Origin of the sequence: Pseudoalteromonas sp. bablab_jr011, from assembly GCF_016464045.1 — a bacterium.
Taxonomy (GTDB): Bacteria; Pseudomonadota; Gammaproteobacteria; order Enterobacterales; family Alteromonadaceae; genus Pseudoalteromonas; species Pseudoalteromonas lipolytica.
This window is the reverse complement of sequence record NZ_JACDWU010000123.1, coordinates 1-18,260: the sequence shown is the minus strand read 5'-3', so window position 1 is coordinate 18,260 and position 18,260 is coordinate 1. Positions and strand designations below refer to the sequence as shown.

General features: G+C 41.4%; 15 protein-coding genes and 1 pseudogene. 5 read left to right on the top strand and 11 right to left on the bottom strand.

Annotation, left to right across the window (positions count from 1 at the left end):
* Positions 1 to 29: 29 nt before the first annotated feature.
* From JIG41_RS05160 to JIG41_RS05145, 4 genes are read right to left on the bottom strand one after another with little or no spacing between them, the layout of a single operon-like run.
* Positions 30 to 518, bottom strand: a complete 489-nt coding sequence (locus tag JIG41_RS05160) for a DUF3299 domain-containing protein (protein WP_036971118.1) — start codon at positions 516 to 518, stop codon at positions 30 to 32.
* Between the two features lie 8 nt (positions 519 to 526).
* Complete coding sequence (locus JIG41_RS05155) at positions 527 to 1,819, bottom strand: FtsX-like permease family protein (protein WP_074988836.1); 1,293 nt, start codon at positions 1,817 to 1,819, stop codon at positions 527 to 529.
* On the bottom strand, positions 1,806 to 2,504 hold the full coding sequence (locus JIG41_RS05150) for an ABC transporter ATP-binding protein (RefSeq protein WP_065978142.1): 699 nt from the start codon (positions 2,502 to 2,504) through the stop codon (positions 1,806 to 1,808). Before JIG41_RS05150 ends, JIG41_RS05155 begins: the two co-directional genes overlap by 14 nt.
* 16 nt (positions 2,505 to 2,520) lie before the next feature.
* Entirely contained in the window at positions 2,521 to 3,594 is a 1,074-nt protein-coding gene (locus JIG41_RS05145; RefSeq protein WP_249406610.1) for a CDP-glycerol glycerophosphotransferase family protein, read from the bottom strand.
* 218 nt (positions 3,595 to 3,812) lie between these two features.
* Between JIG41_RS05145 and JIG41_RS05140 the strand changes: the two genes are divergently transcribed.
* Positions 3,813 to 4,919 carry a phosphoribosylaminoimidazolesuccinocarboxamide synthase gene (locus JIG41_RS05140; protein ID WP_036971109.1) on the top strand — a complete coding sequence of 369 codons (1,107 nt, stop codon included), beginning with the start codon at positions 3,813 to 3,815 and terminating at the stop codon, positions 4,917 to 4,919.
* 315 nt (positions 4,920 to 5,234) lie between these two features.
* Here the strand turns inward: JIG41_RS05140 and JIG41_RS05135 are convergent, their stop codons facing one another.
* Together JIG41_RS05135 and JIG41_RS05130 are read right to left on the bottom strand one after the other, a co-directional pair.
* Positions 5,235 to 6,242 (bottom strand): glycosyltransferase family 9 protein, encoded by a 1,008-nt coding sequence (locus JIG41_RS05135; RefSeq protein ID WP_075594063.1) that lies wholly within the window; start codon positions 6,240 to 6,242, stop codon positions 5,235 to 5,237.
* Positions 6,243 to 6,273: 31 nt separating this feature from the next.
* Positions 6,274 to 7,023, bottom strand: a complete 750-nt coding sequence (locus JIG41_RS05130) for a glycosyltransferase family 25 protein (RefSeq protein ID WP_199524353.1) — start codon at positions 7,021 to 7,023, stop codon at positions 6,274 to 6,276.
* 126 nt (positions 7,024 to 7,149) lie between these two features.
* Here JIG41_RS05130 and JIG41_RS05125 point away from each other — a divergent pair, with 126 nt between their 5' ends.
* Entirely contained in the window at positions 7,150 to 7,986 is an 837-nt protein-coding gene (locus JIG41_RS05125; RefSeq protein ID WP_199524352.1) for a sulfurtransferase, read from the top strand.
* Here the strand turns inward: JIG41_RS05125 and JIG41_RS05120 are convergent.
* The 3 genes from JIG41_RS05120 to JIG41_RS05110 form a co-directional block, all read right to left on the bottom strand.
* Positions 7,961 to 9,499, bottom strand: a complete 1,539-nt coding sequence (locus JIG41_RS05120) for a sulfotransferase (RefSeq protein WP_199524351.1) — start codon at positions 9,497 to 9,499, stop codon at positions 7,961 to 7,963. The genes JIG41_RS05125 and JIG41_RS05120 overlap by 26 nt on opposite strands.
* 55 nt (positions 9,500 to 9,554) lie before the next feature.
* Entirely contained in the window at positions 9,555 to 11,987 is a 2,433-nt protein-coding gene (locus JIG41_RS05115) for a TonB-dependent receptor (RefSeq protein WP_065978137.1), read from the bottom strand.
* A 181-nt stretch (positions 11,988 to 12,168) separates the two neighbouring features.
* Positions 12,169 to 12,525 carry a DUF5522 domain-containing protein gene (locus tag JIG41_RS05110; protein WP_074988837.1) on the bottom strand — a complete coding sequence of 119 codons (357 nt, stop codon included), beginning with the start codon at positions 12,523 to 12,525 and terminating at the stop codon, positions 12,169 to 12,171.
* Between the two features lie 43 nt (positions 12,526 to 12,568).
* Here JIG41_RS05110 and JIG41_RS05105 point away from each other — a divergent pair, with 43 nt between their 5' ends.
* Positions 12,569 to 12,889 (top strand): hypothetical protein, encoded by a 321-nt coding sequence (locus JIG41_RS05105; RefSeq protein ID WP_182396117.1) that lies wholly within the window; start codon positions 12,569 to 12,571, stop codon positions 12,887 to 12,889.
* A 94-nt stretch (positions 12,890 to 12,983) separates the two neighbouring features.
* Here JIG41_RS05105 and JIG41_RS05100 read toward each other — a convergent pair whose 3' ends face one another.
* On the bottom strand, positions 12,984 to 13,952 hold the full coding sequence (locus tag JIG41_RS05100) for a class 1 fructose-bisphosphatase (protein WP_199524350.1): 969 nt from the start codon (positions 13,950 to 13,952) through the stop codon (positions 12,984 to 12,986).
* 161 nt (positions 13,953 to 14,113) lie between these two features.
* Here JIG41_RS05100 and JIG41_RS05095 point away from each other — a divergent pair, with 161 nt between their 5' ends.
* Positions 14,114 to 16,543, top strand: coding sequence for a zinc-dependent metalloprotease (locus JIG41_RS05095; RefSeq protein WP_199524349.1), 2,430 nt, complete (start codon positions 14,114 to 14,116; stop codon positions 16,541 to 16,543).
* Positions 16,544 to 16,694: 151 nt separating this feature from the next.
* Positions 16,695 to 17,477, top strand: coding sequence for a YggN family protein (locus tag JIG41_RS05090; protein WP_036971085.1), 783 nt, complete (start codon positions 16,695 to 16,697; stop codon positions 17,475 to 17,477).
* Positions 17,478 to 17,628: 151 nt separating this feature from the next.
* Here the strand turns inward: JIG41_RS05090 and JIG41_RS05085 are convergent.
* A pseudogene (locus JIG41_RS05085) lies at positions 17,629 to 18,132 on the bottom strand (methyl-accepting chemotaxis protein); the annotation flags it as partial.
* Between the last annotated feature and the right edge of the window lie 128 nt (positions 18,133 to 18,260).

The following is an 18,260-nucleotide window of genomic DNA, read 5'->3' as shown; positions in this document are numbered from 1 at the left end:
AAAAGCACGCCCGTTGGCGTGCTTTTTAATTATAGCTCGAACGGGGCAACACCGACGGCTTTCATTTTATAGCCTACTTGGGCTATTTCACCGGACCAAGTCTCAGTGCTTATTACCCCTGTTACCACAATGGCATCATATAGGCTCTCGATTGGTACGCCACCTTTAATGGTTACATGAACAATTTGATTAGGCGGTGGAGGTGGTACATGAATACAAGCTCCAAAATACGGCACAAGTAAAAACTCAGTAATTACCTCACTGTCCCCTTCAAGCGGGACGACAAAGCCCGGAAGGCTGACTGATTGGCCATCAAGTTCTTTGACTACAGGAGCATCAAGGTCTGGTTGTACCCAGTTTTGCTCGCTGCCTTCATGGTTTGCTTGTGCTTGCGTGTCAATTTGCACGTGCCCTTTAGGGATTAAATCTTCCCAGAAGATTTCCTTTGGTGGTCCAGCATAAGCCCCTGTGCATAGTAATAATGTCGCTAAGACTGCGAACTTTTGAAAAAACTGCATAACATTCCTTAAATTTTAATACTCATACCATCTGCAAGTGAGTAGAAATACGCGCGGGTCGCAGGAATTAACCCAACAATAAAGCCTGCTGCTATTATCGCAGCTAATAGCATGAGTTCATAGGATGACAATAACGCTATATTTAGACTTATTCCTGCATGGCTTTGCAAGTAATCTGCGCTCAGTAGCATTAAGCCATAGAACAGTACAATGCCGAGCAGGCAACCTAACCCAGTGATGAGAATCGATTCAACACTGATCAAGGTGAATATATGCCACGGTCTCGCGCCAACAGAACGCAAAATTGCCAACTCTCTTCGGCGTTGGTTTAGGCTCGATAACAGGCTAGTTAGCATACCAAGTAAACTAATTAAGACCACGACGATGGAAAACAGCAGCAAGATTTTTTCGACAATTGACAGCATCTCCCACAGTTCACGCAATGTGACTCCCGGCATAATCGCTAATAAAGCCTCCGGTTTATATTGGTTGATATTACGGCGAACTTGTAATGTGTAAAGCGGTGAATCGAAGCCAAGCAAAAAAGCGGTGATTTGCTTAGGATTTCCAACCAAATTAATCTCGTCATGCTCATGCTCATGCTCATGCTCATGCTCATGCTCATGAGATTCATCTTCGACATGGTCGGCTTCGTGCGTATGAGATTTACCATGAATCGTGTCAATTGCAGCAAGTGGTATATGGAGAGTTTTATCAACCGGCGTACCTGTTGGCTCTAAAATACCGACTACCGTGAATGGGTTATCATCATGATTATGAAAACTAGTGTTACCCATGCCATGCGCAATAACGACTTTATCGCCCAATTTATAATTAAGCGAACTGGCAACTTCTGAACCCAGCACCACTTCAAATAAGTGATTAAACTGCTGGCCTGATGCAAAACGAAGAGGCTGCTTTTTTCCGAACCGATAATGGTTGAAATAATCTTTATTGGTCCCGAGCACTGCAAGGCCTTTGTGACTATCACCCAACGACAGTGGAATGGCCCATTTTACGCCACGTTGTTGCGTAATGTATTGATAGCTGTGCCAGCTAACCCCGTTATTAGCATGGCCAATACGAAACACCGAAGATAACAATAATTGGATGTCGCCGGTGCGAGCACCAACAATTAAGTCAGTGCCGGAAATCGTGTTACTAAAGCTACTTTTAGCATCGACCCGCACTCGCTCAATTGACATCAAGAGCATGACGCTAATGGCAATCGTAAATAAGGTGAGTAAGGCACTGGCTTTGCGGTTTAGTAAACTTTTAATCGCGAGTTTAAGCAGCGACATGTGTGCCTCCTTGTAACTCTAAAAGGTTAACACTGCGCTTAAAAAGCCCTTGCAAGGTTTCGTCATGGCTTACAAATACCAGTGTACTGTGCGTTGCTTTAGCCTGTTCAAACAGCAATTTAACGAATGCTTGGCGATTTTGTGTATCGAGTGCGGAGGTCGGTTCATCGGCAATAATAATTTCAGGGCTGCCAATGAATGCACGTGCAGCTGCAACACGTTGTTGCTGACCGATGCTCAGTTTAGAGACAGCCTGATGCTGTAACGCATCTGTCAAACCAAGTGCTGTTAAAAGACGACTTGCTTCAAGGTTAATAGAAGGGCTGTTATTAAGCGCCTGCTTTTGCCGTAATTTAGAAAATTGGCAGCCTAAAATTACGTTTTCAATAGGTGATAAATACGGCAATAAATTAAAGTTTTGAAAAATATAACCAATGTGATCGGCTCGAAAACGATCGCGTTTACTATTACTTAATTGGTTAACAGCCTTATCTAAAAGAGTGATAGTCCCTTGGTTGGGAGTGGTGACGCCCGCAAGCAAAGACAATAGCGTCGACTTACCACAACCACTCGGGCCATGTAAAAACACATGCTCACCTTGCTCAATATGCAGCGAAGCAATATTAATGGTGGGCGAAGCTTGTTGTGCGTGCCATTTAAATAGCACATTTGAAAGCGTGATCATAACGACCTATTCGTTGTTACCATCGCCAGTAATTTAACTTTTTACGCATTTTAAAATTACGAATAAAGTTACGTGGTTTTGGCTTAAGTACTGGATTGTTCAATAGTAATTCATTGCTTGCTGCAAGTACACGCTGACTCGATAAGCCATCTTGGTAGGGGTGCAACTGCTGACAAAAGTGCTCAATTTTTGTCATCAGCTCAGTAGGCGTTGTGAGCGCATAATCGATTGCTTCTTCAACTTTATCTGGGTTTGTTACATCAATAAGGTGCTCACCGGGTGCTTGATTACAAAAAGTTACCACGGGCTTTCTTTGCAGTAAAAACATCAGCAGAATAGAGGAGGTATCACATAGCATGACATCTGCCGCTTGTAGTAGCGGTAATACGTTATCGGTTTCTACGAAAGTTAAATTATCGTTTTGTAAGTCTTTATATTGCTCGACTAACTCACTCGGCATTTTTGGGTGGAATTGCACTAAAATACGCCACTTACCTTGCTGACTGTATGCTTTAATGTGTTCGTAAAGTTTAGGGGCTAGCGATAATCGCTTTGAAAACGTTGAGCAGATCAATAAGGTCTTTCTAGGATCATTTGGGTTTTTATAAGGGTTATTTGCGATCTGTGAAAAGAACGGATCGAGCGTTGGCCAACCGGTTTCTTTCACTTCAAAAAAGCCATATTTTGTTGCAAGTGCCTTAAATGGAGCCGTTGTATTCGGTCCTTGAGTACAATATAAGTCAAAACAACCACGAATTTTAAAGTGATCATTCTCGCCTTTTCTGTTCAGCTTTCCGGCATCAAACCCATGAAAAACGCCGACTTTAATTCCTGGAATAAATGTAGGAATAATATTTGAAGGTGCATAAACAACATCAGGTTGCCAGTTGTGAACCTCTTCTATGGTACTTAGAGTCTGTTCACCTTCATTTAAGAATTCATGATTAACGTTGCTACCCTCTAAAAACCACCTAACTTGGCCACCGCGCGCTAAGATTTCTTGCTGTAATGGGCGCAAAATAGCGTACGAATAGTTTTGTGAAATATACATTAAGTATTTTTTTTCTGCGGTAGCTGTTAAGTAATCCAAAAAAACCTCCTATTGCGAGAGGCGTATTATAGCTAAATATTGTTTATGACAGCAAAATTACGGAGATTTTAATTTTTTTTTGATTTTATCTGCGGAGCCTCGTAGCGGATCTGAGCGCAATGATTGAGCTTTCACAGCGTCTAGATTATTATAGGCGGCCATAACCCCAATCCCATACATGTGCTTTTAAGAGCATGCCAAATACTATCGGAGATAGCATGACTAGCTATAAAGTTTTAGACGTAAACGATGATTTACCGATCCGTACCAAAGGTGCGGTACACAGTGGTAAAGTGCGTTCAGTTTATTGGTTAACTGATGAGGACAGCGCGCGTTTAATTAGTGAAAAAGGGTATCAGGTTCCAAAGGGGACTGAGCTTGCTATTATGGTTATCTCTGACCGTATTTCAGCATTTGATTGTATTTGGCAAGGTGAGAATGGCTTAAATGGCGTGCCTGGTAAGGGGATCGCGTTAAACTCAGTTGCATCTCATTGGTTTAAATTGTTTGATAAAGCAGGCCTTGCTGGTAACCATATCGTTGATATTCCTCACCCTTATGTGTGGATTGTACGCAAAGCAAGTACAGTCAAAGTGGAAGCAATTGCACGCCAATACATCACGGGCAGCATGTGGCGCGATTACGCAAAGGGTACCCGTAACTTTTGTGGTATCGATTTACCAGAAGGTCTAACAGCAAATCAAAAGCTAGATAACGTACTTATCACTCCTTCAACGAAAGGAATTATTACCGGCGTAGCTGAAATCCCCGAAGTGGATGATGTCAATATCACGCGTGAAAACATCACTAATAACTTGTCAGTGTTTAATTTTAAGTCGGAAGATGATGTTGCGAAGTACGAACAGTTACTGGTTGAAGGCTTTAAATTAATCAGCGAAGAGCTTGCTAAACTTGACCAAATTTTTGTAGATACGAAATTTGAGTTTGGTTACGTTGAAGACGTTGATGGTTCTGACAAACTAATATACATCGACGAAGTGGGTACACCTGATTCATCACGTATTTGGGATGGGCAAGCGTATCGCGATGGTAAAATTATCGAAAACTCTAAAGAAGGCTTCCGTCAGTTATTAATCAATAATGTGCCTGACAGTGATGTGTTATTAAACAAAGATCGTATGGATGAGCGTGAGCAGCTTGCAAAAGACTACACCTTGCCAGAATCTGTGATGCTTGAGGTATCTGATACTTATGTGGGTATTGCAAGTAAGATCATTGGCCAAGAGATCACTATTCCAAGTGATCCACGCAGTGAAGTGATTGCCATTTTAGATACAGAGTACGGCTTAATTAAGCAGGGCTAAGCTGTATTCTTTCGTAAGTGACGCACTGATGTAGCGTATAAAAGCCAAGTTTGCTAAAAGAGCACTTGGCTTTTTTGTTTCGAGGGGGGTTAAATATGATACCAACCCGCAATAGTGCTTAATCATTGTGAGGGATTAAACCCGTCACTACCTGTGTTAAAAATTTCTTATTTACTACTGCATGGATGCAGGAGGTAGAGCAATGCAGGAGCAATTGCCGAGAACCACTAAATAACGAAATTTTTGTTTTGTTATCAACGAGGTTTTATTGTCTCAAAATAGACCACTTAATTAAGCGAGTTGCTATTACTCGTTTTAAATAAGCTGAGTCACGGCATGACTAATCTGTTCAGGCTTTATATCGCGAATAAATTCACTTTCTTTAAGTTGCTGACCATTGGCGACTAAGGCAATATAATTTTTTTGTTTTGGAGCAACCGTGCTCCAAGGTGAAGTACCTAAACCAACAACGGCAATGAAAGGAACATTGACAGCTGCAGCTATATGCATTGGTCCAGAATCGATTGATATTAGCAAGTCTAAGCTAGCAATTACATCAACCATTTCAATAAGTGATGTTTTACCAACTAAGTTAGTGATATGGATTGTATCTTGTTGAAGCTGAGAAGTTAGAAGCTCTGAGTCTTTTTTTTCAGTTGGATCGCCGACAAGATAGAAATGACAACTTTTATATTCAGCATTTATTTTTTGCAAAGCGTCAATTGCTAAGTCTACAGGATAGTGACGGTGTCCTTTGTTTGTCCCGCCAAAATAAATACCAATATTTTTGCTTTCACTTTTCTTAATTATCAAGTTACTTTTTTTATAATGTAAATTGGTATTGGGAAATTGGGAGAAAGGCTCGCCGTGACTTTCATTGACTAAGCGACAATAACGATAAATATAATGGTGGTTTTTATTCAGCTTAAACTTATGTGTTAAGAGTGGAGAGCGGCCGTTTTGTGCATAACCAACACGAAACTTTATACACGCTGCGTAACATAGTAGTGCTTCAGAAAGAGAATTACGGAGTATGATTGCTAGTCCTATATTCTTTTCTTTTAACTTTTTCGCTTGGCCTAATAAAGAAGTAGGTTGGTTTTTGTTAAACCTTTCATCACTGATAACATGGATTGTTTCATCTCTAGCAAGAATATCAACTAGATGAGGACGAGCAAGAACGTAAATTTGTTTTTGTGGATAAAGATTTTTTAATATGCCGATTGTAGGGGTACAGTTGACAACATCACCAATAAATTTTGGTAATACAATTAGTACATTTCCGCTGATTGAGAGGTTATTTATAGTTGATAAGTTTTTCATTAGTATTTAAATATGCTTCAACAATCCGTTTTTATATATTCGTTATAACTATTTTCTCAATATCTGCAGTTTTCACTTTTCGTTGCAAATACATGTTAATTCTATACTTTAGGTTCCTAAGGAATGTGGATCGTGATGAGTGCCTTCCAGAATTTGCCATCACTATATCACTTTCAAAACTTCTGTCTTCTGAAATTGGATAGGGTTTGATACCTAGCATTTGCAGCCCTACCTCGCTATGGAATTGCATATCCACATCGACAGGCCGGCAGAAGGGTTTTCGAGTAAGTAATTTTTTTGCTCCAGGTAAACTTATTAAGTATCCCTGTGTGCCATTTGGGGCTTTTCGATAATTACCAAGTGTGAAATTATGTTGAAGGCTTTTGCTATCAATAAACGGAAAATCTCTGTTGTCAGAAAGCTTAATGAGATCCCAACCATGCAGCGAACTTGATAATTCTATGATTGATATTAGGTGCTCTTCAATAAACAGGTCGTCTTCAAGCACTAAACAATGATTAATTTTTTCATCGACCATTTTTTGCCATATACGCATGTGGCTTACATAGCAGCCTATTTCGCCTAGCGTTAAGTCACGATGATATTTTTGTTTATTGTTTTGCGGTGAATACCACTCATCTAATTGCTCTTTAGTGAGTTCTTTGCCAATTGTCGCAGGAAACCTCTCGGCGCTGATACCTATGTTCGTAAGTCTATTATTGAGTGTTTTCCAGCGCTTTTCACTGCCTTGCATGTTAATGACAAATATAGGAACTGACATGACTTCTATTAATTAACCTTTTCTAATTTTTATTCTAACATTTAGAATAAAAGATACATCCAGAATTTGAAAGTTTGATGAATTGCGTTTGCAGCGTTTAAACACTTATGACTAAACAGGAATTAAATGAAAAATATAGTCTCAGCCTCATGGTTAAATAATAACCTGACAGCGAAGGATCTGGTTATTTTTGATGCGGGTATGGTTCGCCCAGGTCAGGAGGGCAGCTACGCTCCAGCCGCTATGCTACCGAATGCACAGCGCTTTGATTTTAAAAATACACTGGCTGATAACAGTAATCCGGTCCCAAGTATGATGTGTAGTAGCGAGCAATTCACCGAACACATGCAAGTCGCGGGAGTTAATCAGAATTCACGTGTTGTTATTTATGAAGACCAAGGTTTATTTAGTTCAGCACGGGCATGGTGGATGTTTAAGGCTATGGGCTTTGATAACGTAAAAGTCTTAAGTGGAGGTTTAGCAAAGTGGTTGGCTCAGGGATTTGATGTTCATTCTGAGTATTACACGCCGACAACAAAAGGTAACTTTGTCGCACAGCCCCGTAAAGATTATTTTATCACGGCAGAACAGGTACTAAATTCACTTTCAGATACGAGTATTATCACGCTAGATGCAAGGCCTACAGCTCGTTTTACTGGCGAGCAAGCAGAGCCACGTGATGGCATGCGCAGTGGTCATATTCCGGGTAGTCGTTCTTTACCTTTGTCAGATGTATTGAATGACGGGGAGCTTAAGTCTCTTGATGCATTACACACATTGTTCAACTCACATGTAAATGGACACACTCAGCTGCAATTTAGCTGTGGCTCAGGAGTGACGGCCTGTGCCCTTGCTTTGTGTGCGGATGAGTGTGGTTATACTAACCTTCGGGTTTACGATGGTTCATGGAGTGAGTGGGGAGCTTGTCACGATTTACCTATTGAAAAAGGCCCGCATCAATAAATGCAGCGTAGTTATGCCAGCTGCCGATACTATTTTTGTTAAGTGGCTGGCGAATTTGCTTTTTACTCGCTGTCGCTGATGCTGCGTTATTTTTATAAAATGCCAAACAGCTTGCTTGCCAATTTAAGTTACAAAATGCATAAAGCTTTTGGGTTTGTTTAATTGGCTCTTCGACTAACTGCTCGTAACTCTGTAAATACACTTGTTTAGGGTACTTAGTGGCAAAGTGCGTCGCTAAAGCGGTGTAGTCTTGGTGAAAGGCGACAATATCGTAAAATGTAAAGCTGTAATGGTGAAAGACACTTTGCGGGTTATATAACTGCCTGTAATTGGCTACGCTGCAATCATGCCAATTTCGTTGCATACACACTATTTTGGCGTGAGGAAAAGCCGCTAAAATAAAATCAATATAGTAAAAATTAAACGGTTGTTTATCACAACTGCGCAGTGTGTTACTGAGTTTTTCGGCTCGTTGTTGGTAGTGGGTTATTGTTTGGTGAATGTCAGCGCTAGCGTAAGTCTTGGCGAACATTTCACTATCAATAACACGGTTTGATTGTGTGCCATGTTGCATGAGTTGTGCGATATCATTCAGTTCGCCAATCCCTTGTAATTCATCACTTTGGTTAAGTATTTTTTCAACGAGAGTGGTGCCTGAGCGCGGCATCCCTACAACAAACACAGGGGCAAAGTCAGAGTTACTAGGGGATAATTGACTGTGTGTGCTGTGTCTCATTAATGTTTGGCAAAACTGACGATGTTGCTGTGATTGATAGTTAAGTTGTTGCGCAATAGCTTGTTTACTGTGCGTAAAGTACTTAAATGCATTCTCGTAGTCGTTTAAATGCTCATAATTTAAAGCAAGACTATGGAAATACGCCTGTTGATCACTCGCTGTATGTACGCGTTGAGCTTGGGGTTGTAACACGTTTAAGTGCTGCTTAGCTTCTTCGGTATTGTTCAACTCGGCCAGTGAATAATGGGCTTGATAATAGTGCTCGTGTTCAGTAATAAGCTGCTTTAATAGTGTTTTAGCTTCGCCAAACAGGCCGTGAACTTTTAAGGCCACTGCTAAGTTATAGCTTATTTGAGGTGTTTGCTTATCAAGTTGATAGGCTGATTGTTGAAATGTAAGGGCATCATCATAATAGCCTAAGCGAGTTGCAATGTTGGCGAGTGTATCTAACTCCAACGCACTGTAATGCTGTGTTGCCATTGCACTTTTATAATGAACAGTGGCGCGACTTATCTCCCCTCGCAATATAAGGTGCTTAGCGAGGTTTAAATGATAAATATTTAAAGGCTCAATACTGAGGGCTTTTTCAATTAACTTAACCGCTTTATTTAAATCACCGGCAGCTGTATTTACTTCACTGAGTAAAAAGTAGCTAACGTGATCATGCGGGTTTTGCTGCAGGCGTAAAACTAACTGCTGGTGGGCTTCAGCTAATTGTTTATTCGCTAGAAGTTGATGTATATGTGTGCGAAGCGCGTGTTGAGTACTATTAAGCATGGTTCATCTTAAAAGCCTTGCGGTAAACCAGCAAGGCTTTTATGAGATAGGCTAATTATAGCTCAAAGTTATAACTAAATTTTAAGCCAATAGTACGGGGTGCTGTTGTGTAGTGGCCATATACACGTTGTAACTCAGGTAACTCTTTGTTTAGCTCAGCATATTGAGACTGTCCTGCCCATGACTTATCACGGCGTACAGAGGTAAATGCATACTTATCAAAAAGGTTATCGATGTATAAGGTTGCTGACCACATATCGCCTGTAATTTTTGCTGATAAATTGCTAAGAGCGTAACCTGGCAGTATTTCACCGTCGGCTTTTAAACCTACTTTTGTGATTACATCGCTTTGGGCTGTAATCCCGTAGTTTACGCTAAGTAACTTATCACCGAGGATGTCTTGCTCATAACGCAGACCAAATGAAAACTGATGTTCAGGTGCTCCCGGTAAACGGTCTCCTTTTGCGCCGTCATAGTAGCTTTGATAGTGTGCAAGTTTGTCATCAAGAACACCAAATAAATAAGGTGTATCTTCAGTTAGCTCTGCTTTAGCGTACGCGTAGGTTGCATAAGCAGCCCATCTGTCGCCGATCATGGCACGGGTAGACAGTTCAACACCTTTTGAGTTGGCAGAGCCTGCATTTGACGTGATAAGTTCTTGGCCGTTAACAGTACTGCTGCCGACTTGCGCATCTTTCCAATCAACGTTGAACAGCGCGGCATTAAAGTGCAAGCGATTACGCAACCACGATGATTTAAAACCAAGCTCGTAGTTAACGGTGGTATCCGGTTTATAATCTTCTTCGTTTGGAAGTGCACAAACAATTTGTTGCTCTGGTAATACGTCTGGGCATGGTGCAATCCCATTACCACCACCAATACGGAAACCTTCACTGACGGTAAAGTAAGCAAGAATACCATTATCAAACGTGTAATTAGCATTAAACTTAAATAAGTTACCACTATCGCTTGCACTGACATTTTCCATTACTAGGTTATCAAGTGAATCAAAGTCGCCTGAATATAGTGGTGTTGCAGAGCCCGACGTAGTCGATACGTCATATTCATAAAAACGCGCACCTAAAGTGACATCAAACTGATCAGTGATGCTGTAGCCAATTTCACCGAAAATAGCTTTTTCAGTGGTTTCACTATCTGAAATGAGAATGTATTCAAGATCTTCTTCTACATTTAAAATGCCACCCCCCCAGTACTCAGTAAGACCCGGCGTATACTCGCGGTCATCAGAGTGGCTTTCTAGTTTGTTGTAGAAACCGCCGACAATCCAGTTGAGGTTACTACTGCTGTTTGATACGAGGCGCAGCTCTTGAGTGAAATTATCGCGCTCTGATGTATCGTGCGTGTAACCAACAAATGCAGGGAAATCAGCATAGCCAGACCAAATATCGTAGAGTAGGTCTGTTTGGTCTCGTTGGCCCGACTGCTCGTAGCTTGACCAGCCAGATGCTGAAACAAGTTCAGCAAAACCAAGATCTGCTTTTATTTCTAAGCTTAATAAATCGTTTTCTTCTTCACCAGGTTCAAGCACTCGCGCGACATTGTCGTATTTACCTGATACGCCTTGCAAAGCACTGCTATCAGCCAACGAGCCGTATTGCGATGTTGAGTTGCCGCCATTTTCTTGTTTTTGATAGAAGTAGTTAAGCGTTGCATCAACTGTTTCTGTTGCTAACCAACGCAGTGATAAGCGGGCAGTGGTAATTTGCTCATCGTTCACGTCACTGACGCTTTTAAGGTTCGCATTAACGTCGCTACTGTCGCTAAAGTCAGGATTTGGGTTAGACACACCCGGCTCTTTAACCACGTGGGTGTAATCAATGTAACCTGGGTTATCGTAATAGTTCAAGCTGGCACGTAATGCGAGTTTATCGTCAATGAGTGGGGTGTTAAATACCACACCAAACTCACCGCCAGTGCCATCACTTTCATTCATGCTGAATACATCACCGGTTACTTTACCTTCAGTGATATCAAGTTCTGGCTGCTTTAATAAATAGCGAATTGCGCCACCTAAAGTACCTGCACCATACAGGGTGCCCTGCGGACCAATGAGGACCTCTACACGGTCAACATCAGTTAAACGCAAATCGATGCTGAGCGGTATTTCACCAACATAAGTTGCAACAGTGCCACTGTCAGAAATACGGTCTGAGGTATTTGTATTAAGACCACGTACAATGATCGGAGACCCTTCACGACCACCTTGGTCAGAAATTGTTAAACCGGGTACCCAGCGTGCAACATCTTCAAGATCGCCAATATTCTGATCGCTAATTACATCACCATTTAAAGCGGTGATATTAAGTGGCGCATCTTGTACTGAACCTGCTCGTCGCGTTGCAGTGATTTGAATAGTTTCAATTGATTTATCAAGTTCAACAGTATCATCAGCAGCGAGTGCGATGTTGCTATTGATTAAAACCGCAGAAATTGCACTGGCAAGTAGAGCAGGCTTAAAGGTATTCATGTTTGATTCCGATAAAGTTACAGTAAAATTATGCTTAAAAAACACACTAAGTTAATAGTTTAAGCAATAAATAAGGGATATTAAGTGAATTTATATCCAATTATAATGTATTTTTATTCTTGTGGTCATGCGTTATTTGCAATTAAATGCAAAATAATTGAATAAATACTCTACTTTACTGTTATTTATCGGTAAATGGGCAGTGAGTGCAGCCATTGGAACAGCAATGACCACGCTTTAAAAAGAACCAGCGGCTAAATACCATGTAGTTGTTCTGCATTGTGTAATCGAGATTTTCTATTAAGTTTCCATGATGCGAAAAGGGTTTTGCAAAAGCCAATTGCTGTGCAAGGGGCTGTTCATATAGCGTAGATAAAAATAGATTTATCTTTTTAATTGTACAATCACGGCATAAACAGGATGTTGCGGCGTCATCAAGTGGTAAAATAGCAGGTAACTCATTACACCAGCATGCGTTTATATCGTCGGCACGACATGTCAGTGTCGCATTACACTGTGAGCAACTAAGGATGGTCATTGGCTAGAAGTAATTTTTTGATATTAATAGGTAAGCATAGCAAATGGATAAATTAGACGCACTAAGTCAGTTTGCGAGTTTTGGTAAGAAACGCGAGCAAGCTGTGGCTGTAATCGTTAATACCGCAGATGATCAAGGCGCTATATATACACTAACAAAAGCAACTTTTTGTAATGTACTAGAGCGTGTGATCAGCAATGAAATTGATATTGATGAGTTAGAATTATGGGCGAGTGTTTTAGAGTCACGCCAAGATATCGATGAAAGTGCTGTTGAAGGGGCTATTTTTGCGTTGAGTAATGCTGAGCAAATGGGCGAGCTGAATAAAGAGACGCTGATTACGTTATTAGCACTTATTAAGTAACTTTTGTTGGCCCTGTGATTGCACAACCGGGAGTGAGTAATAAAAAACCGTGCTGCTTTAACAAACACGGTTTTATTATTTTTAATAGCTGTCGCTACTTATGATAACTCAAGCAAGTTTCTACTTCGTTTTTGGAACCTAAAATCACCGCGACACGTTGGTGAATGGCATTAGGTTGGATATCCATAATGCGCTCAGTGCCGGTAGAAGCAATACCGCCAGCTTGTTCAATTAACATTGCCATAGGGTTTGCTTCGTATAGTAAACGTAATTTGTTTGGTTTATTGGGATCTTTTGTGTCAGTAGGGTAAGTAAAAATCCCCCCTCGACATAACACGCGGTGAACATCTCCGACCATTGCGGCAATCCAGCGCATGTTAAAGTTGCGTCCACGAGGACCTGTATCACCAGCAATCAAGTCAGTAATGTAGTTTTGCATAGCCGGTTGCCAATGACGTTGGTTAGAGGCGTTAATTGCAAACTCACTGGTCTCTTCAGGGATACTGGCAAAGTCTTCTGTTAATAAAAAGGTACCGTGTGTTTTATCTAACGTAAAAAAGCGAGTGCCTTTACCCGTTGTTAATGCCAGTACTGTCGATGGGCCATATAAAACATAACCAGCCGCAACTTGGTTTTTACCTGGTTGCATGAAAATACTTTGGTCAGATGGGTCTGCACCTTCAGGGGCTTCCATTATTGAAAAAATAGTACCAACTAAGGAGTTTATGTCGGTATTTGATGAACCATCAAGCGGGTCAAACGCCACAATATACTTTGCGTCCGGATTCCCTGCTACAGTGAAATCTTCTTCTTCAGAAGCGATGGCTTTTACGTAGCCCGATTCTAATAAGATATCTTTTAAAAGCTGGTTGGTAAGGACATCAAGCTTCTTTTGTGTTTCACCTTGAATATTTTCATCAAGAGTTGACCCTAATACGCCAGAAAGGGCGCCTTGGCCAACACGGAATGAAATTTCTTTACATGCCGCAAGAACCGTTCTGATCAATGAAATCAGTTCTCGTGGGCAGCCATCTTCTAGCAATACCGGTGGGAGTCTACGCATTCTATTTTCCTGATAACGTTGTAGCTAGACATTTTTTAGTGTGAGAGAGAATGTCTTAGCAAGCGCTGAATTTCGTCTTAAATAGCTGTTTTTTATCGGCGATACTTTATACTGCCTAATACCTGTACAGTATTTAAAACGCGAATAACAAAGATAAGATTATGCAAAAAATACCATTACTACGATACCTGCTCTTAGCCGTGTTACTTACTATGATAACCCAAGCACACGCAGCAATTAAGTCTATAAATGATTTTACTGAAAAAATGACACATTTTTCAGGTTACTTTTCCTTTTATTACGACACTGAAAACGGCAAAGTCTATGTTGAGGTAGATAAACTCACGCAGCCGTTTTTATTACAACAAAGCTTGCCGTATGGCGTTGGCTCGAATGATATTGGTCTAGACCGAGGGCAACTTGGCAATACCCACCTTGTGCAGTTCGAGCGTTTTGGCGATAAAGTCATGTTACGTGCACTCAATACGTATTATCGCGCTAACACTACCAATGTCGCTGAACAACAAAGTATAAAAGAGGCATTCGCGTCAAGTATTCTTGCCGGCTTTGATGTTGTCGCCCAATCCGATTCTGCCACCCTAATTGATTACACTCCTTACTTATTAAGTGATGTGCATGGCGTTACTCGCAGCTTAGCAGCTCGGGGGCAGGGTAGTTTTAATGTTGACGCCAATCGAAGTGCGGTGTATTTAACGCGCTCAAACGCATTCCCAGAAAATACTGAGCTTGAAGCGGTTTTAACCTTTCAAGGTAGCAACCCTGGTAAGTATGTTCGTCAAGTTAGTGCGCACCCTTATGCCCTGACAGTGCACATGCATCACTCTTTAATTAAATTGCCCGATGATAACTACACGCCGCGTAAATTCCATCCGCAGGCTGGTTTTTGGAGTATTGAACATAAAGATTATGCGGCACCACTGGATGAAACCATGTATGTGCGTTATATCCCGCGTCACCGTTTAGCTAAAAAAGATCCAAGCTTACCAGTTAGTGAGCCCGTTGAGCCGATTGTGTATTATTTAGATCCAGGTGTGCCTGAGCCAGTGAAAACAGCACTGATAGATGGGGCTAAATGGTGGAACGATGCTTTTACAGCAGCAGGCTACAAAAATGCCTTTATTGTGAAGGTGCTGCCTGATGATGCTGACCCTATGGATGTGCGTTACAACGTGATTCAATGGGTGCATAGAGCAACCCGAGGATGGTCATATGGCAGTTCAGTGATTGACCCACGTACGGGTGAAATAATTAAAGGCCACGTGACTCTTGGTTCATTGCGTGTACGTCAAGATATCTTACTAGCAGAAGCATTAGCTGCCCCGTATTTAGAAGGAAATGAAGTGGCAACGCGTTTACATGCGATGGCGCTTGACCGTATTCGTCAACTCAGTGCGCACGAAGTAGGGCACACACTGGGTATTTCTCACAACTTTGCAGCGTCTGTTGGCGACAGAGCCTCTGTCATGGATTACCCGCATCCTTTATTAAGTTTTAATGAGCACGGTAAATTGGATGTTAGTCGCGGCTATGCATCTGGGATGGGCGTTTGGGATACTCAAGTCGTTAAATATGGCTACAGTGATTTTAGCAATCAAGATGAAACAAAGCAGCTTGCTGCTATTCTTGCCGAAAACAAAAGTAAAGGTCTTGAGTTCATCTCAGACAGTGATGCTCGGGCACAAGGTGGGGCACACCCTACGGGACATCTTTGGGATAATGGCAGTTCGCCCAGTGATGAATTAATGCGTGTACTTGCTGTGCGCAAACAAGCACTCGCTAGTTTTGGCATTCATAATATTAAAACGGGTACTGCATTGTCGCAGTTAGAGGAAATGTTAGTGCCGTTATATTTGTTCCACCGCTATCAAGTTGAAGCTGCAGTAAAGCTCGTAGCTGGCGTAAACTACGAATATGAAGTACGAAATGGCTCACAACCTAAAGGTGCACAGGTGGTTGCAAAACAAACGCAACAATTAGCCGTTAATGCGCTTCTTGAAACGCTTAAGGCTGATAATCTTGTCTTGCCTGAATCGATATTATCGCTTATTCCGCCAAAAGCGTACGGAGAGTCAAAATCACGTGAGAGTATTGTTGGTCGTACAGGACTGACCCTTGATGCAATGGCACTTCCCGAAGTGGCGGCGACACATAGTTTAAGCTTACTGTTTAATAGTCAACGTGTTAACCGTTTGGCACAACAACACGCCAGAAGCGATGCGTTTTATGGGTTAGATGCGTTATTAGCACAAACGTATCAGCAAATTTTTGAGCAAAAAATGGATGACGGCCTAGCGGGTAAAATAACTCAGCGTGTACAACTGTTAACGGCAAAGCAGTTCGCTGATTTAGTTGCCAGTGATGAGGTTGATCCTGAGGTGCAAGCGCAGTTTCGTTATTACTTGGCAAAGCTTGCAAAAAGTTATCAGCAAGAGTCAATGCTAGGCAGTGCCTCGGTAGGGAACAGTGCATTTAAGCAATTTTTGAGCGAGCAGGTGTCGCAATTTTTAGACACGGGGAAATGGCCGGATAACTTTAAGGCATTACCCATGCCTCCGGGCTCGCCAATTTAACTGATTAGTCTAAAAAGTAAAACGCCAAGCCTTACCATGGATGAACGTTTGAGCTATAGCGAAAGCGACGTTAGGCCTTGGCGTTTTACTTGCATAAAATTGGATATTTGCTAATCTAGCGGCCTCTCTTTTTTGTCTTTTTGGGGTGTATATGGCGTTACTCTCTCGCTCGTTATTGGCAGCGGCCATTGCATTCTCTAGCTTTTCTAGTTATGCCTCGTTAGAAAAAAAACAATGTGAGGTCGAGCTAAGTCATGGCTTAATTATTACTGACGATGTCATTCGTATTGTTGATAAAGGCCAAACTCGTGTGCAAATTAATAATAATAACCAGCTGTTTATTCGTGGTTATTGGGTTGATTTAAATCCAGAAGAAACCAAAGTTGTTGAGCAATTTAGTCTTGGTATCCGAGATACGGTGCCAGAATTAGTTGAACTGGCCACTGACGGTGTGAATTTAGGGTTGAGCGCAATTGAACAAGTTGTTGAAGGGATGTCTGATAAAGAGCCTGAAGTATTAAAAACTCAACTACAATATGTAGAACGCGCGTTGATGGATAAATTTAAGCGCGGTGATGACTTTTTCTTTATTGCTCCGCAATCATTATCGAAAATTGATGATTTCTTTACCAAAGAGATCAGTCAAAAAATTCACTCAGCGGTGCATGGTTCATTAGGCGCTATTTTAGTTTCGTTAGGGGATGCCTTTAAATCTCGCGAAGGGAATATTGAAGACCGCATCAACGACATGGGACAGCGTATGGATATTATATCTAAAGAAATAGATAAGTCCCTCCAAAAGAAAGCAGAGCAACTTGAAATGAAAGCCTCTGAGTATTGTGAGTGTTTGAACTCGTTAGATGTTACCGAGTCACGGTTGCAAAAAATAGTACCAGGGATGGCTGACTTTGATTTGGTACAGATTAAATCCTAGTACAGTTCAGGCCTTAGTTAAGTAATCAATAATAAAAAGCCCAGTTGTTTTCTGGGCTTTTTAGTGTCATGTACTGTGTTGTTTTAAATGTGCTGACACACTGAGAACTCATTATGACAAATGCACATAAATAACACGTTAAGTGTACTCATTAGCTAAACTTAGCTGTTTCGGTTTCTAAGTTTGTGGTGAGGCCTTTAATTAAATCAGTCGCAGTGTGTGCTTGATTTGATACATTGGCTGTTTGTGCTGCGGTATCAGAGATGGTCACAATACGTTTTGCTGTATCTTCACCTGCATCTAGCTGCTCCTTCGCTGCAATTGCAATTTGGTGACTCATTTGAGCAATGGCACTAAGCGAGCTGGCGACGCGATTAAGTGCTTCGTTTGCTTTAGTCGACTTTTCTACCGTTTGTTCACTGGTTGCAATACTTAACGACACGGATGATTTAGCGTCTTGCGTTGCTGATTGCAGTTTCCCAATCATATTACGTATTTCTTCGGTACTGGTTTGAGTACGCTGCGCAAGACCACGCACTTCATCGGCGACAACGGCAAAACCACGACCTTGCTCCCCCGCTCGGGCGGCTTCAATGGCTGCATTCAGAGCAAGTAAATTTGTTTGCTCCGCAATACCTTGAATACACGGCAAGATCATTATAAATTGAACTTATAGAATATGTAGTGATCAGATCAAGGCATAATAATCACCTTGGTCACGTAAAATATGAGCGCTACTTTTCTGAAACACTTTAATTCAATTACCGATCCTCGCATTGAACG

What these genes read in the sequence shown, in the direction of transcription:
- JIG41_RS05115 (WP_065978137.1), bottom strand. Translation starts at nt 11,987, where the DNA reads ATGAATACCTTTAAGCCTGCTCTACTTGCCAGTGCAATTTCTGCGGTT.
- JIG41_RS05105 (WP_182396117.1), top strand. Translation starts at nt 12,569, where the DNA reads ATGGATAAATTAGACGCACTAAGTCAGTTTGCGAGTTTTGGTAAGAAA.
- JIG41_RS05125 (WP_199524352.1), top strand. Translation starts at nt 7,150, where the DNA reads ATGAAAAATATAGTCTCAGCCTCATGGTTAAATAATAACCTGACAGCG.
- JIG41_RS05155 (WP_074988836.1), bottom strand. Translation starts at nt 1,819, where the DNA reads ATGTCGCTGCTTAAACTCGCGATTAAAAGTTTACTAAACCGCAAAGCC.
- JIG41_RS05140 (WP_036971109.1), top strand. Translation starts at nt 3,813, where the DNA reads ATGACTAGCTATAAAGTTTTAGACGTAAACGATGATTTACCGATCCGT.
- JIG41_RS05135 (WP_075594063.1), bottom strand. Translation starts at nt 6,242, where the DNA reads ATGAAAAACTTATCAACTATAAATAACCTCTCAATCAGCGGAAATGTA.
- JIG41_RS05120 (WP_199524351.1), bottom strand. Translation starts at nt 9,499, where the DNA reads ATGCTTAATAGTACTCAACACGCGCTTCGCACACATATACATCAACTT.
- JIG41_RS05160 (WP_036971118.1), bottom strand. Translation starts at nt 518, where the DNA reads ATGCAGTTTTTTCAAAAGTTCGCAGTCTTAGCGACATTATTACTATGC.
- JIG41_RS05110 (WP_074988837.1), bottom strand. Translation starts at nt 12,525, where the DNA reads ATGACCATCCTTAGTTGCTCACAGTGTAATGCGACACTGACATGTCGT.
- JIG41_RS05150 (WP_065978142.1), bottom strand. Translation starts at nt 2,504, where the DNA reads ATGATCACGCTTTCAAATGTGCTATTTAAATGGCACGCACAACAAGCT.
- JIG41_RS05095 (WP_199524349.1), top strand. Translation starts at nt 14,114, where the DNA reads ATGCAAAAAATACCATTACTACGATACCTGCTCTTAGCCGTGTTACTT.
- JIG41_RS05100 (WP_199524350.1), bottom strand. Translation starts at nt 13,952, where the DNA reads ATGCGTAGACTCCCACCGGTATTGCTAGAAGATGGCTGCCCACGAGAA.
- JIG41_RS05130 (WP_199524353.1), bottom strand. Translation starts at nt 7,023, where the DNA reads ATGTCAGTTCCTATATTTGTCATTAACATGCAAGGCAGTGAAAAGCGC.
- JIG41_RS05090 (WP_036971085.1), top strand. Translation starts at nt 16,695, where the DNA reads ATGGCGTTACTCTCTCGCTCGTTATTGGCAGCGGCCATTGCATTCTCT.